General features: G+C 28.8%; 13 protein-coding genes and 1 pseudogene. All 14 read right to left on the bottom strand.

Annotated features, from left to right (window positions below):
* Nucleotides 1-255, bottom strand: a 255-nt coding sequence (locus Q1J76_RS03450; RefSeq protein WP_498034120.1) for an ABC transporter permease subunit, incomplete at its 3' end; no start/stop codon positions are given.
* Nucleotides 256-289: 34 nt separating this feature from the next.
* Entirely contained in the window at nt 290-1,402 is a 1,113-nt protein-coding gene (locus Q1J76_RS03445) for an ABC transporter permease (protein WP_300366833.1), read from the bottom strand.
* A gap of 104 nt (nt 1,403-1,506) precedes the next feature.
* Nucleotides 1,507-1,746, bottom strand: a pseudogene (locus Q1J76_RS03440) (Rpn family recombination-promoting nuclease/putative transposase); the annotation flags it as partial.
* A gap of 58 nt (nt 1,747-1,804) precedes the next feature.
* On the bottom strand, nt 1,805-3,340 hold the full coding sequence (locus Q1J76_RS03435) for an ABC transporter ATP-binding protein (protein WP_300366830.1): 1,536 nt from the start codon (nt 3,338-3,340) through the stop codon (nt 1,805-1,807).
* Between the two features lie 67 nt (nt 3,341-3,407).
* Nucleotides 3,408-4,484, bottom strand: a complete 1,077-nt coding sequence (locus tag Q1J76_RS03430; protein WP_300366827.1) for a BMP family lipoprotein — start codon at nt 4,482-4,484, stop codon at nt 3,408-3,410.
* 29 nt (nt 4,485-4,513) lie between these two features.
* The gene (locus Q1J76_RS03425) at nt 4,514-5,587 is read right to left on the bottom strand and encodes a BMP family lipoprotein (RefSeq protein WP_300366824.1); all 1,074 of its coding nucleotides are present in this window, start codon (nt 5,585-5,587) and stop codon (nt 4,514-4,516) included.
* 32 nt (nt 5,588-5,619) lie between these two features.
* Complete coding sequence (locus Q1J76_RS03420; RefSeq protein ID WP_300366821.1) at nt 5,620-6,702, bottom strand: BMP family lipoprotein; 1,083 nt, start codon at nt 6,700-6,702, stop codon at nt 5,620-5,622.
* Nucleotides 6,703-6,711: 9 nt separating this feature from the next.
* Complete coding sequence (locus Q1J76_RS03415) at nt 6,712-7,518, bottom strand: nucleoside phosphorylase (protein WP_300366818.1); 807 nt, start codon at nt 7,516-7,518, stop codon at nt 6,712-6,714.
* Nucleotides 7,519-7,520: 2 nt separating this feature from the next.
* Nucleotides 7,521-8,342 (bottom strand): nucleoside phosphorylase, encoded by an 822-nt coding sequence (locus tag Q1J76_RS03410; RefSeq protein ID WP_300366815.1) that lies wholly within the window; start codon nt 8,340-8,342, stop codon nt 7,521-7,523.
* Between the two features lie 17 nt (nt 8,343-8,359).
* Entirely contained in the window at nt 8,360-9,010 is a 651-nt protein-coding gene (gene deoC / locus Q1J76_RS03405; RefSeq protein ID WP_300366812.1) for a deoxyribose-phosphate aldolase, read from the bottom strand.
* Between the two features lie 176 nt (nt 9,011-9,186).
* Entirely contained in the window at nt 9,187-10,971 is a 1,785-nt protein-coding gene (locus Q1J76_RS03400) for a type I restriction-modification system subunit M (RefSeq protein WP_300366809.1), read from the bottom strand.
* A 35-nt stretch (nt 10,972-11,006) separates the two neighbouring features.
* Complete coding sequence (locus Q1J76_RS03395; RefSeq protein ID WP_300366806.1) at nt 11,007-12,284, bottom strand: restriction endonuclease subunit S; 1,278 nt, start codon at nt 12,282-12,284, stop codon at nt 11,007-11,009.
* Complete coding sequence (locus Q1J76_RS03390) at nt 12,271-15,291, bottom strand: type I restriction endonuclease subunit R (protein ID WP_300366803.1); 3,021 nt, start codon at nt 15,289-15,291, stop codon at nt 12,271-12,273. Before Q1J76_RS03390 ends, Q1J76_RS03395 begins: the two co-directional genes overlap by 14 nt.
* Before the next feature lie 227 nt (nt 15,292-15,518).
* Nucleotides 15,519-16,637, bottom strand: coding sequence for a DegT/DnrJ/EryC1/StrS family aminotransferase (locus Q1J76_RS03385; RefSeq protein ID WP_300366800.1), 1,119 nt, complete (start codon nt 16,635-16,637; stop codon nt 15,519-15,521).
* Nucleotides 16,638-16,684 lie beyond the last annotated feature (47 nt).

Here is a 16,684-nt window from a genome sequence, read left to right as displayed (position 1 = left end):
ATCATTAAGCAAAGAAAATATAAGTCCTGATAAAGCAGATATAATCATAGCTAAAAATAATGTGATAATAGGATTGAAATTAGCTCCTAATTTGCTTATGAAAAATATACCAGTAAAAGCCCCTATTATCATTATGCCTTCAAGTGCAATATTAACAACTCCGCTTCTCTCGGAAAACATTCCTCCTAATGCCACAAGTAAAAGAGGAATAGAAAAAAACATAGTTTGCTGTACTAAAAAATAAATTGTATCCATTACAAAAATCTCCTTTTATTATTCATTCTCACTTTTATTTTGCAGCATTATTATCTTCTTTATTAATCTTTTTAGATATAAAACCCACAATAGATTTAAAAAGCAAAGCAAAAGCACTAAAATATATAATAGCCGATATAATCATCTCTATAACCTCAGGAGTGAAATCATATATCTGCATATAAAATCCTCCTACCGTAATATGAGCAATGAAAAGTCCTGCAATCAATATTCCTATAGGATGAGATAGTCCAAGCAATGCAATAGGTATTCCCATAAAACCTTCATCAGCAAGTATATCAACTACCTCTATATGTTTACCTACTCCAGAAAGATATAAAAGCCCGCCTCCAAGTCCAGCCAAAGCTCCAGCTATAACCATAGAAAGAACAATATTTCTTTTTTCGTTTATACCTGCATATTTGCTTGCATCCTTATTAAGTCCGCATGCTTTAAGTTCAAAACCAAATGTAGTTTTTGAAAGTATTATATATACTATTACTACTACTATTACGGTAATGAAAAAACCTCCATTAGCACTAGATCCTTTAAATATAGTATTAAGTCCCATAGTTGGAATCATAGAAGAAGGCGGAATATTCTGTGACTGATTTTTTAGCATATCATAAACTGTAAGAGTAACCAAATAATTAACTAAATACATACCAATATAATTCATCATAATACTTGAAATAACTTCATTAACATTAAAATGAGCCTTAAGAAAACCTGGTAAAAAAGCCCAAAGCCCTCCAGCTATGAATGCAGCAAATAAAGCTATAACCCAATGAAGAACTGGTGGAAGAAATGTGCATTTAATAGCAATAAGTACTGCTGCATAAGCTCCTACTATAAATTGTCCTGGTGCCCCTATATTGAAAAGCCCATTCTTAAAAGCAAATCCAACAGAAAGACCTGTAAGTATCAAAGGTGTAGCAGTATATATTACCTGCCCAATTCCTCTGCTGCCTCCAGAAAAACCACCTGAAAGTATTGTCATAAAAGCTGGAAATGCTTCATAAACATTACTTATAAGAAGTATTATAAGCCCTAAAAGCAATCCTATAATAATAGCAAGAAAAGAAGAAAATATATTAATAAATCCTTCCTTCTCTAAAATACCAGCTAATCTCTTTTTGAAATCCATTAAGCACTCCTTTTATAACAATGCATTAAAGTTTTAAAATGTTATATGCCGTATCTCTTTCAGCTTTAATATCATACAGCTTTTATAAAAGATAATATTTTATTTTTTTTAATATTATCAACATTTAAATTATTTAATATTTTTATAATAATTTTTTTATTATCTTTAGTTATTCCTTTAATATCAAAAACCGACTCTTTAAGATTAATATTTTTATGCAGATTATATAGATTAATAATTTCGAAATTATGAACTTCATTAAAACAATTAACTACATCTTCATTTATAATAGAGCCTAATAGATAACGCACAAAGTAGTCATTCATTCTATTAATATTTCTCATAAAAAAATTATAACAAAAAGAATATAAAAGTAAATGTCATAAAATATTATTAATAATTCTATGCACTTCTTTTAGAACCTGCCATATAAAGACCTAATTCATTAATGGCTAAATCTTTATTCAAAACATTAGCCACTATCTCACCCTCATACATAACAAGTATTCTATCGCTTAAATTCATAACTTCATCAAGCTCCAAAGAAACAAGTAAAACAGCCTTTCCACTATCTCTTTGAGCTATTAACTCCTTATGTATATACTCTATAGCTCCGACATCTAACCCCCTAGTAGGCTGAACTGCTATAAGTAAGTCTGGATTTCTATCTATCTCCCTTGCAATAATAGCCTTCTGCTGATTTCCTCCAGACATACTTCTTGTTATAGTTTTAACCCCTTCAGCACTTCTTATATCAAATCTTTTTATTAATTCATTTGCATAATTTTCTATTTCTTTAAATTTTAAAAATCCGTTTTTCTGAAATCTATCCGTAAAATAACTCTGAAGTACAGTATTTTCACCCAAAGTATAATCAAGTACAAGTCCATGCTTATGCCTGTCTTCTGGAATATGACCTATACCGCTTAAAGTTCTATTTCTTATAGATAAATTAGTAATGTCTTTTCCATTCAAAGTAATATTTCCGCTTGACATCTCTATCAAACCTGTAAGTGCATATATAAGCTCACTTTGTCCGTTTCCGTCAATACCTGCAATACATACTATCTCACCTGAATGCACATCGAAAGAAACATTCTTAACTATATTTTTTTCGCTTTTATTATTGAAAGATTTAACATTCAAATTTTTCACAGAAAGTATAATATCCTTAGGTTTAGCTTGCGTTTTTTCTACAACTAAAGCCACCTTTCTTCCGACCATCATTTCAGACATTTCTTCTTTGGTAGTACTTTTTACATCAATAGTACCTATATATTTACCCTTACGAAGTACAGAACATCTATCGGCCGCCTCTTTTATTTCATTCAATTTATGAGTGATAAAAAGTATAGACTTACCCTCTTTTGCTAAAGATTTCATAATTTTAATAAGCTCTTCAATTTCATTAGGAGTAAGAACAGCAGTAGGCTCATCAAATATAAGTATATCATTATTCTTATAAAGCATTTTCAAAATTTCTACTCTCTGCTGCATACCTACAGTTAAATCACTTATTAAAAAATCAGGATAAATCTCAAGTCCGTAAGTTTTACTTAATTCCATTACCCTTTTTCTAGCATCATCAACTTGAAGTATACCATTTTTTACAGTTTCAACTCCAAGCATAATATTTTCTAATGCAGTAAAATTATGAACAAGTTTGAAATGCTGATGCACCATACCAATACCCAAAGCATTAGCCGTATTAGGATTATCAATATTTACCTCTTTTCCATTAACTTTAATAATTCCTTCTTCTTGCTTATAAAGACCAAAAAGCACGCTCATAAGAGTTGATTTACCAGCACCATTTTCTCCAAGTAATGCATGAATCTCACCTCGTTTTAATTGTATTGTAATATTATCATTAGCTATTATACCTTTAAAACGCTTTGTAATATTAAGCATTTCAACTACATATTCTGAATTTTCCATTTATATATTTCCCTAAAAAATAGAAATACTAGATATTAATCTAGTATTTCCTTTAATTTCATAATTATTATTGTATAAAATTAACTTTAACTATATTCATAGGTAATTGATTAATACCATTAACTTCTTTATCAGTAAGAACTTTTACCTGATCATCTACTAATTTTTTATATATGGCATCATAATCACTTTGAGTGAATACTTTGAATTTAGAAGTTTTCATAGGAAGTCCTATACCATTAACTTTAGCATCAAGTATTACAGACTGTCCTCCTGGAAATCTATTATTATAAAAATTATCTATTGCATTATAAACTGATTCTCCAAGCATTTTCATAGCAGAAGTAATAACAGTAGGAGATTCAGAACTTTGATCTATATCAACTCCTATAACCCAACCATTATTCTGTTCAGCAGCACTCATAGCAGAGTTTCCAGCACCTCCTGCAGGAGCAAATATTACTTGTACTCCACTTTGATACCAAGAAGTAGCAAGTGTTTGATTTTCAGGAGTAGCATTAAAATTGCCTACATAAGTATAATTTATTTTAATTGTTCCAACTTCTAATCCAATTTCTTCAGCAGCATATTCTGCTCCCTGTATAAATCCATATCCGAATCTTATAACTGGAGGCACAGCTATACCACCCATAACTCCTAAATTAGTATAACCTTCTTTTACTATAGCATAACCAGCCAAAAATCCAGCCTGTTCTTCAGCATAAAGTGCAGAATAAACATTTTTTTCTATTTTAGAATTAGTATAATTTCCGTCTTGAGGAATTCCGTCTAAAAGTACAAAACTTACATTAGTGTGAATGTCCTGAGATTTATAAACAGCAGGTTCAAATAAAAATCCCGGAGTTACTATCAATTTAGCTCCTGCAGATACAGCTAAATCTATAGCATCCACATATGCATCTGTAGTTTTTTGAGCAGGCTGATAATATTTATGGGATATACCATTCTCCTCAGCATATTTAGTTAATCCTTCCCAAGAACCCTGATTGAAAGATCTGTCATCTATAGTACCAACATCTGTAATTAATGCTAATTCATATCCGCTAGATTTTTTCATTCCGCCGCATGAAATCATCATAATAATACTGACTATAGAGATAATCGAAATAATAATTTTTTTCATATTGTTTTCTCCTATTTTTTATTTACAATTTATTTTATATAATTAACTTTTACTATATCTAAAGGAAGATCCCCTAAAGATCTGACATCGGTATCTTTCAAAACCGTAATACTTCCGTCTACAAGTTTTTGATATACAATATTATAATCATTCTCTGTAAATTGCTGAAAATGAGAAGTCCTAATAGTAAGACCTACCCCATTAACTTTAACATCTAAAACTATCTTTTTTCCTCCTACAAAACTTCCATTATAAAAAGAATCAACAGCATTATAAACTGACTCTTTTATTTTTTTTATAGCAGAAGTAATAACAGTAGGAGATTCAAAACTTTGATCCACATCAACGCCTATAACCCAGCCATTATTTTCTTCAGCAGAATCTATAACAGAATTTACTACACCTCCAGCAGGAGCAAATATTACCTGAACTCCGCTTTTATACCAAGAATCGGCAAGTACTTTACTTTTATAAGAAGCTTCAAAACTATTTACATATGTATAATTAACTTCTACATCTCTAGGAGATAAATTCATTTCTTTAGCAGCATAATTAACACCCTGCAAAAAACCATATCCAAATCTTAAAACAGGAGGAACTTCCATACCGCCCATAACTCCCAAATTGGTATATCCTTCTTTAGTTATAGCATATCCAGCCAAAAATCCAGCCTGCTCTTCTGCATATAAAATAGAATATGTATTATTTTCTATTCTTGAATCAGAATAAGTTCCGTCCTGAGGTATGCCATCTATAATTATAAAAGTTACTTTAGGATATTTATCTTGAGCTTTGTATACTGCTGTTTCAAATAAATAATTAGGTGTTATTATCAATTTAGCTCCATTATAAACAGCTAAATCTATAACTTCAATATAAGATTCTGTAGTTTTAGCTGAAGCCCGATAATATTTATATGTTTTATCATTATTATCAGCATATTGAAGTAAACCTTCCCAAGCTCCCTGATTATATGATTTATCATCTATTTCACCTTCTGTAATTAAAGCTATTTCATAAACTTCACCTTTTTTTCTAAACGAACATGATACTGCAAAAACAAAAGAAAATATAACCATTATAAATATTAAATATTTTTTCATTATTATCCTCTATAAATTAAATTAATATATATTTACTTAACATAATCAATTTTTACTACTTTTAAAGAAAGATTCTCTACAGATGCAGCATCAGTATCTTTATAAATTTTAATAGTTTTATTTATCAGAGTGTTATATATAAAATCATAATCATCTTTATTAAAAACTTTAAACTTTGAAGCAGACATAGGAAGTCCGATTCCATTAACTTGAGCATCTAATATAATAGTTTTTCCACCATTAAAAGTACCATTATAGAAAGAAGCAACAGAATTATAAACTGATTCTCTTATCATCTTAATAGCAGAAGTTATAACAGTAGGGGATTCAAAGCTCTGATCAACATCTACACCTATAACTAAACCGTTATTACTTCCAGCAGCACTCATAACAGAATTACCAGCAGCACCAGCAGCAGCAAATATTACCTGCACCCCACTTTGATACCAAGAAGCTGCAAGAGTTTGATTTTCAGGAGTAGGATCATAATTTCCTATATAAGTATATTTCATATTAATGGAATTTTTAGGAAGTCTTAATTCAACTGCAGCATAATCTGCTCCCTGCACAAAACCATATCCAAATCTCACTACTGCAGGATGAGCCACTCCTCCAATAAATCCCAAATTAGTATAACCTTCTTTTACTATAGAATAACCTGCCAAAAATCCAGCTTCCTCTTCAGCATAAAGAATAGCAGAAGTATTCGGAGATGTTTTATAGTTGCTACCAGTACCGTCCTGAGGCTCTCCGTCTATCAATATAAAATGAACATTTGTATATATATCCTGTGCTTTATAAATAGCAGGTTCAAACATATAGCCTGGTGTTACTATAAGTTTGGCACCGCCTTTAACTGCAAGATCTATTGTATTCAAATAAGAATCTATATCTTTATCAGGTACTCTATAATATTTATAACTCACATTATGATTCTCCGCATATTGCTTAGCACCTTCCCAAGAACCCTGATTAAAAGATTTATCATCAATAGGACCTAAATCTATTAATATAGCTATTTCAAAAGAGTTTGCATCAGTATTTGTATTTTTATTGCATGAAAACACAAATATAGAAACAATAAATAAAAAACATAATATTATTTTTTTGTTCATAATTTCATCCTAATATTTTATTATTTTTTGATAGTTTTTATCTTTATCTATTAAAATTTTTATAGACTCTATTACTAAATCAATAGCCTCTTCACCTGTATAATATTTTTTGTCATTAATATTATTTCTCACTCTCTCTTGATTATGAAGTACAAGCATAGCAGCTCCCGTACGTACATTTTTAGCAGCACCAACTGCAAATAAAACAGCAGACTCCATTTCTGAAGCCAAACAGCCTGCTTTTATATAGCTTTCCCATTTATATAATAATTCCTTATCAACCGCCATGTTTTCAGGTGCATGCTGGGCATAAAAAGCATCTTTACACTGAACAACACCTACATGAGTTCTTGTTTTTACTTTGCTTGATCCTTCTATCATAGATTCAAGAACATCTATATTAGGTATGCATGGAAACTCTTTAGGAATATAATTATCCATAGTACCACCGCCTTTAATAGCACCATTAACTATTACAACATCGCCAGGCAATACTTCCATATTCATACCGCCACAAGTGCCGACACGCAAAAAAGTATCAGCTCCTATTTTTATAAGCTCTTCCAAAGCTATAGCAGTAGAAGGTCCTCCTATACCATGAGAAACTGCCGAAACTTTTACTCTGTTTATATATCCTGTATAGGTAACATATTCTCTATAATCTGCTATTAATTTTGCATTATCAAATCTTTTAGCTATTTTTACGCATCTTTTAGGATCGCCAGGCATGATAATATATCTTCCTACATCGCCTTTTTTTAATTTTAAATGATGAACTAGATTTTCATTATTCTGATAATAGGCTTTTGGAAACATATTTAATTACCTCTTTTTTCTTTTTTCTCTTTCTCATCTAATAATACTATAGCATCTAATGCAGTTAATATCATATTTTCTATATTATCACTATATTCAAAATGAGTACCCATTCTTTCAATCATAGTATTTTCTACTATATGCATTATTCCACCAGCCCTTACCTTCCTCAAAGAAGCACAAGCAAAAAGAGCAGCACATTCCATCTCTGAGGCTATAGCACCGCATAATGTATAATATTTAAGATTATTTTCAAACTTTTCTCTGAAAAAAGAATTTTGAGGTTCTAATTCTCCATAGAAACAATCTTTACTATGAACAACACCTATATGATAATCAGCATTTCTTTTCTTTGCCGCATCCCTTAAAGCAAATATAACTTCAGTATCAGCTATTGCAGGATATTCCATAGGTATATATTCTCTTGTAGTACCTTCATCTCTTATCGCTGCCTGAGCTATTGCCAAATCATTAGGTTTAACCTTTAAACTTAATCCGCCTGCAGTGCCTACTCTTATAAAGGTATCAGCTCCTATTTTTATAAGTTCTTCCATAGCTATTGAAGCAGAAGGACCTCCTATCCCCGTAGAAGTTACTGAAATATCAACACCTTTATATTTACCTGTTACTGTAACATATTCTCTATAATCTGCTTTAAGCTCTGCATTATCCAAAAAACTTGCAATATATCCTACCCTTTTAGGATCTCCTGGAAGAAGTACATATCTTGCAACATCGCCTTTTTGTAATTTTATATGATACTGAAGAAGATTATTTTTAAAAGCCTCTTCATCATAAAATGCTTTAGGCTCTTCATATTCCATAAATACCGCTCCTAATATTATTGCATAGCTTTTACTATTGTTATTCCATTGCTTGTACCGAGTCTGTTTGCACCTGCTTCAACCATTTTTAACGCATCTTCATAAGTTTTTATTCCACCTGAAGCTTTAACTCCCATATCATTTCCAACTGACTCACGCATAAGTTTTACATCATGCTCTGTTGCTCCGCATGATGAAAATCCTGTAGAGGTTTTAACAAAATCTGCTCCGCATTCTTTTGCTATTTTACAGGCAAGAACTTTCTCTTCATCTGTTAAAAGGCAGGTTTCTATAATTACTTTCAAAACACTAGCACTGCATGCATCTCTTACCTTTTTTATATCTCTTTCAAATAAATCTATTTTTTTACTTTTTAAAAAACCAACATTTATAACCATATCTATTTCATCTGCTCCGCTATCTACAGCAACCTTTGTTTCATAGGCTTTTGCTTCTTTCATCATAGCTCCAAGAGGAAATCCAATAACAGAACATACTTTAACATCAGAATGAAGTAAAAAATTATAAGCGGCATTTACATAGGCTGAGTTTACGCATACTGAATAAAATCCATATTCTTTAGCTTCTATACATAATTTTCTTATATTATCTATTGATGCTTCTGGCTTTAAAATGGTATGGTCTATTAATTTATTAAGATTATTCATGATTTCTCCTTCGATAATATGATATAAAACATTGGTCTATTTGTCAAATTTATATTCTATATACTATTAGTATAATAAATTAATTTCTTAAAATCACCAAAAATTGAAAATAGTTTAAATTTTTTATGATAAATTCTTATTTCAAGGCACATAATTTCATATTAAAATAAGTAAAATTATGGAAGTTCTTTAAGTCCCAATTCTTTTAAAAAACTATTATGTTTAGACTTTGCACTTTTTATTTCGGTTTCTATATCTTGAAGCTCTTTCATAACTTCATCTATATTTATTATTTCTTCTTCATCTGAAGTATTTACATATCTTGAAATATTAAGATTATATCCATTTTTTTCTATTTCTTTCATAGATACTCTGCGTGAATATTTTTTATCATCTTCTTTTCTGTACTGATATGTGTCAACTATTTTATTAATATGCTTATCTAAAAGTATATTCTGGCGTTTTCCTTTTTCAAATTCATTGCTTGCATTTATGATAAGCACATCATCAAATTTTTTACATTTTTTAAGAACCAATATGCAAACTGGTATTCCTGTAAAAGCAAAAAGATTGGAAGGCAAACCTATAACAGCATCAATATTTCCATCTTGCAGAAGTTTAGTCCTAATTTTTTCTTCAGAGCCTCCTCTAAATAATACTCCATGAGGAAGAATAATTGCCATAGTACCTTCATTACTTAAAAAATGAAATCCATGAAGTAAAAAAGCAAAATCTGCTGCTGATTTAGGGGCTAATCCATAATCTTTAAATCTAAAATCATTTTCCATATCCTCTTTAGGCTGCCATCTATAACTGAAAGGAGGATTTGCTACTATTACATCAAATAACATTTTTTTGGCAGGATTCATCTCACTTAAAATATTCCATTCATTTAATAATGAATCACCATGAAAAATTGTAAACTCGGAATCTTTTACACCATGCAAAATCATATTCATTCTTGCAAGGTTATAAGTAGTTATATTTTTTTCTTGTCCGTATATCTGTCCGAAATTATCTTTTCCAAACTGTTTTCTAACATTTATAAGCAAAGAGCCAGAACCGCATGCAAAATCAAAAATATTATTTATTTTACTTTTATTTCCTTTACTTGGATCCTGACAATCAAGCACCACAATACGGGATAGAATTGTAGAAACAGGCTGAGGTGTATAGAACTCGCCTGCCTTTTTTCCAGAACCTGCAGCAAATTGAGATATCAAATATTCATAAGCATCTCCCAAAATATCAGTATCATTTGAAAATTGTGAAATACCTTCTGCAATTTCTGTTATAATAGAACTTATGAGTTTATTTCTTTCTGTATAACTTCTTCCTAGTTTTTCAGAATATAGATTTATTTCAGAAAATAATCCGCTGAATGTACTTTCAAAAGATTCGTTTTCAATATGTTTAAAACCGCTTACCAATGTATTTAAAAGCTCTTCATTTTGAGTTTTTGCTAATTCATATATATTTCTCCATAAATATTGAGGCTTTATCACATAATGTATTTTTCTTCTGATTCCTTTTTCAAATAAATCTATATTATCTAAATTTTTAATATACCATAAAATAAGAGGCTGTAAAGTATTTGATGAAAGCATTTTAGTATAATCATCAATCCAATTTTCTCTAGCTTTTTTTATTTTTTCTTTATCTTTTTCATACTCATTTAAATTCAATTTTGATAATGCTACAGTTTTAGAATGTTTAACTATAATTTTTTTTAACTCTTCTATATAGCTGTCAGTATTATTTTTTATAGCTTCATTTTCAATTTCATTATAATCTTTTCCAAGCATCAATTTTACAGCTTCTTCATATCTATCAGACAAATATTTTAAGAACAAAAAAGAAAGCATATAATCTTTAAAATCATCAGCGTCCATTGCTCCCCTTAATTTATCCGCTATAGCCCATAAAATAGCCCCTAGCTGTTTTTTTTGATCATCACTCATCTTTTTTCTCCTCAATTACATTTTTATTGAATTGATTATTCATAATCCTCAATACTCTCCATATCAGGAAAAAGCCCCTGCATCAAAGCCTTTTTATGTTTAATTAAATTGTCTATTCTTTTAACCTGACTGTCAATAATGCTATCAATAGAAGCCAAACAATCAGCTATTTTTTGTTGTTCTTCTAATGTAGGACATGGTATTTTTATATCTGAAAATTGACTATATGAAATCATTTTACCATCTCTTATACCTTCAATGTTAGCATTTAAATTTATAATATATCTATCCGTTTTGAAATAGTATTTATAATATGGCTCGTATATATTATTATTTTTTTTTCTCAAAATTATGTATGCTGGGCTACAAATCCCTTTATAATTTGAGTACTCTATCCCTCCTTGAAAAGATCTTAAACTTATTATAAAATCACCAACTTCAACTACTTTATAAGTAGATATACTTTTTTCTGTAGCAACAACATTGTAATTAATTTCATTTCTTGGAATAGCTCCCTTATTTTGAGTAATTGCAAGAATAGGTAAATCTGAATTATTATTTTTATTTGAAATTTGTTCAAATAATAAATTACCATTAAAAAAATCTATATTAATTCTAAATTCTGCAAATCTCAATTCTGGAATTGAAGCATCTTCAGATGGAAAAAGTTTCTGCATTAAGGCTTTTTTATATTTTTTTAAAGCCTCTAATTTTCTTTTCTCTGCATCTACAAGCTCATCAATAGAAGCTAGACAATCAGCAATTTTCTGCTGTTCTTCTAAATTATCAGGATATATAATAAATGTATTCTTTATATTTGTTTTGGTTATCGAGTATACCTTTGTACCTGTTAAAAATTTTGTTAAATGATTATGATATAGTGGTGAATTTAAGTAATATCCTAAAAATTTAGGGGCATATTTTATTTGAGGTCGGCATAAAAAAGTATGTTGCCCAGATAAAACTTTACAATTTATGTTTTGAACTTCTATAGACTTACCCGCACTAAAATCTTCTGCTGTATCAGCAATGATAATATCACCACTTTTTAAATAACTTTCTCTAGTAAATTTGTTTAAATTTATATCATCATTAATAAATGGTATTAATGAAGTTTTATCTACAATATAATTATATTTTGTTAATATATCACCATAATGAATATTTTTAACAATACCTTTATTATTATTCATTTCTGACCTTGAAAAAGTATTTGTAGGCAAAAATTGAAAATCAAATTTTTTTATATCCCAACTAGGAGAATTTTTAAATTCTGGAAATCTAAGTTTTGGAACTAATTTATTCTTCTTCATAAGCACTTAATCCTTTGATAATTTTGTCTTTAGAAAGTTTTTTCAATAATGGCAAAATATCTTTCATTATGGCTTTCTCTTTATTTGTTCTATCAATCCAGCCTAAATTTAATGGAGCCACAAGTTCCGTTAATGAATCCTCGTTGAGAATAAGCATCTCTGAAGTGTGATATACAAATGCTTTAAGTTTTTCATTATCTATCTTATGTCTTTGAGCTATAATATTTATTTCTACATTATTCTTTTCTTTTTTAAACTCATTATAATTTTCTTTTAATTCTTTTTCGCTTAAAGGTTTATTCACAGGAAGGAGATTTATATATTCTTTGAGATCTTCCTGTTCATCAAGCATACTTGTTGTAGAGGATAATAATTTTATTATATCTTCTTTGGCTGCTTTCACTTTTTCTACAGTTTGACCTGTCATTTTCGATATGAGCGACATTATATAATCATAATCTATAATATCATTGGCAAAAAGTATATATTCAAAATCTGTTTGTTCAAATCTTTCATCATTCCTTCCATTTTCATCATAATAAGCTTTATTTTGTTTTTTTAGCCTTTCTGCCACATCTCTATATATACCAGAAAATGAGCTAAAAATCTCTTTAGACATACATTCTTCTATTTTTTCAGCATCTTTTTCTTCTATATTCACATACTGCTCAATATAATTTCTTATTCTTCTTATCTCTTTAAACTTATTAATAAATTCATATCTGGCATCATCGCCTTTTAAATTACTTATTTCTTCTGGCTTAAATTCAAGGTTCTTTGACTCCATAAACTTTTTTAATTCATTGACAGCATTACGATATTTTTCTGTCATTTCAAATGCATCAGGTGTAATCCATATTTCTCTTACCATTTCACTATTTTCTTCTCCAGAGAAAAGTGATATAGCCTCATCAACAGCATCCTTTTGATATCTAAAATCAAGTATATTTCCATAAGGTTTTAATCCATTTAAAATTCTATTGGTTCTTGAAAATGCTTGTATTAATCCATGATGTTTTAAATTCTTATCAACATATATTGTATTTAGATATTTTGAATCAAAGCCAGTTAATAGCATATCAACTACTATTGTTATATCTATTTTTTTATTATGAGGAAGATCGGCATTGCTGTATTTTTGACTTTTTATTCTCTCCTGTACATCTTTATAATATCCGTCAAAATTATTGATATCATAATTAGTATTATACTGTTTATTATAATCATCTATAATATTGCTTAATGCTTCTTTCTTTTTTTCAGGTTCTTTTTTATTATCTTCTTTTTCCTGCCAAAGGTCTTCTTGAAGCTGTTTAACATCTTTATTACCTTCAGCAGGCGGAGAAAATACACAGAATATATTTAAAGGTTTGAACTCATCATTATTTTCTGTATATTCTTTTTGCTGAGATTTAAAAATATCATAGTATTCAATAGCTTCATTAATAGATGATACTGCAAATAGGGCATTATATTTTCTATAAACAGTTACTTTATCATGACTTTCTAAAATTTTGTTTACAATAGCAGTTTTATTCTGATCTTTATTTGCTGCTTTGCCATAATTAGGGCCAAAGTATTGTATATTAAAACGCAAAACATTATTATCATCAATAGCATTTGTGATTGTGTATGAATGAAGTTCTTTTTCAAAAATATCCTTTGTTGTGGCATAAGTGCCTTCTGTTCCGTCTATCTTTTTATAATTAGAATTTTGTGCAAAAATAGGTGTTCCTGTAAATCCAAAAAATTGTGCTTTTGGAAAGAAGTTTTTAATAGTTTTATGATTTTCTCCAAATTGTGAACGATGACATTCATCAAATATTATAACAACTCTTTTATTAGAAAGCGGTAATAAAAGTTCTTTGTATGTAGGAATTCCATTTTTCTTCTTATTTTTATTTCTTTTACTATTTTCATCAAGTGCTAATACTAATTTTTGTATTGTAGTTACTATAACTTTGTCTTTTATATCATTAGAAATAAGTCTTTCTACTAATTTTTTTGTGTTTGTATTTTCTTCTACACAATTCTCTTGAAATTTATTAAATTCATCTCTTGTTTGTTTATCTAAATCTTTTCTATCTACAACAAAAAGGCATTTTGCTATATTCCTATTATCTTTTAATAAAGTTGAAGCCTTGAAAGATGTTAATGTTTTTCCGCTTCCTGTGGCATGCCAAATATATCCGTTTCCTCTGTTTTGTTCTATGCAGTCTATTATAGCTTTTACGGCATGTATTTGATAATAACGCATAAGAAGTAATTTTTTATCTGTTTCCATCAAAACTATATATTTACTTATAAATTCGCCTAATGTACATTTTGATAAAAAAACCTCAGCAAAGTCATGTAAATATGTGATTTTTTTATTATCTTTGTCAGCAAGATAATGTATATCTGTAAATTCTTCTTTAGCATTGAAATTAAAATGTTCGTTATTGTTATTTGCAAAATAATAAGTATTACTTCTATTACTTACAATAAAAATCTGCATAAAACATAATAAAGAATTAGTAAATCCATTGCCTACATCTTTTTTATATTGTACTATTTGCTCCATAGCTTTTTTAGCTGAAATATGAAGTGTTTTCAATTCTATTTGTACAAGAGGTATGCCGTTAATAAGTATTATAACATCATAACGATGATAACTATTTTCTGTATTCATACGAAGCTGATTAGTTACTTCATACTCGTTTTTGCACCAATCGGTTGTATTTACAAGAGTGTAGTCCAAAACGGTATCATCATCTCTTTTTAAATTATTTTTTTCTCTTAATATTTTTGATGCTGAAAATACATTTGGAGTTATAATATCTTCTTTCAATCTAGAAAATTCATTATCACTTAATTTAACTTTATTAAGATTTTCAAAATGATTTCTAAAATTAGCATCAAGAGACATTCTGTCGCTTATATCACCTCTATATGTGTATTTTAAATCTATAAGTTTATTAATAAAATCCAATTCTATTTCATTTTCATATATAATTTTATATTCCATTTTATATACCTTTAGTTTCAGTAAATATTATTGATAATCATTAAAGTTATTATAATAATAATTTATTGAAATAGTATTATATCATAATTAATAATATAATACTATTTATTTTAAATAGTATATATGTTGTAATTTATACTGTGTGAAAATTACTTAAAAAATAAAAAAGTAAGTACATTTAATACTAAAAAACCTACTTTTTATTTTTATAGCATTAATTGAATTAATTATTTACCTAAAACTTTCTTAATGGCATCTATAACTATATCCTGTTCTTCTTTCAAAATATCATTATCTATAGGCAAAGCTATATTATGTTTTGAAGCATATTCAGATACAGGCATATCTCCTTCTTTATATCCTAATTTTTCAGCAAGTACTGGTGCTAAATGTATAGGATGAGGATAATAAAGTGCAGTAGGTACTCCAAGCTCATTTAATTTATTTCTTATTTCATCTCTATTATCTTCTACCTGTATAACATACTGTGCATAAACGCTTTTATTATATTCTGCTATTTTTGGAACTTTTACTATATTCTTTAATTGATCACTATAATATTCTCCAGCTTTTCTTCTATGTTCCATATCTTCATCAAAGCCTTTAAATTTTTCAAGTAGTATTCCAGCCTGTAAATTATCAAGCCTTCCTGTAGTACCTAATTTAACATGTATCATTGTGCCTTCATCTCCATGATGACGAAGCTGCTTTAAATTTTTGTACAATTCTTCATTGTTAGTAAATACCATTCCGCCGTCCCCGAAACAGCCTAAAGGTTTTGCAGGGAAAAACGAAGTTACTGCAATATCGCCTAATTTTCCTGAACATGATTTTATATCTTTATAACTAGCTCCGAATGACTGGCATGCATCCTCTATAACGAAAATATTATTTTTTTTAGCAATATCAAGTATAGCATCATAATTAGCACATTGTCCAAATAAATTAACAGGTATAATTGCAACGGTATTTTTATTTATTAAGCTTTCAAGTTTTTTTATATCCATATTAAAATATTCGTCAATATCGCAAACTCTTACTTTCATTCCTAAAAAAGCAGGAGCCTCAGCAGTAGAAAAGAATGTCATAGCGGGTACTATCACTTCTTTATTTGAATGATTTTCCCCAGCATTAAACCCCAATGCCAAAAGGGACAATACTAATCCAACATGTCCTGATGACACTCCTACAGCATATTTAACACCTGTATAATTTGATAATTCTATTTCCAAACTTTCTAATTCTTCTCCAAATATAAATTGGCTTCTCTCTATAATAGAAGATATCTTTTTATCTATGGATCCTTTTCTCTTTTCATATCCTCTGTAAAGGTTCATATATTTCATAAAAAATCCTTATATTAATATGGTTAAATTGTATTCAAAATTATAAT

This window comes from Brachyspira sp. (genome assembly GCF_029258575.1).
Taxonomy (GTDB): domain Bacteria; phylum Spirochaetota; class Brachyspiria; order Brachyspirales; family Brachyspiraceae; genus Brachyspira.
Note: the sequence above shows the minus strand (reverse complement) of the source record. Positions and strands in the feature narration are given on the sequence as shown.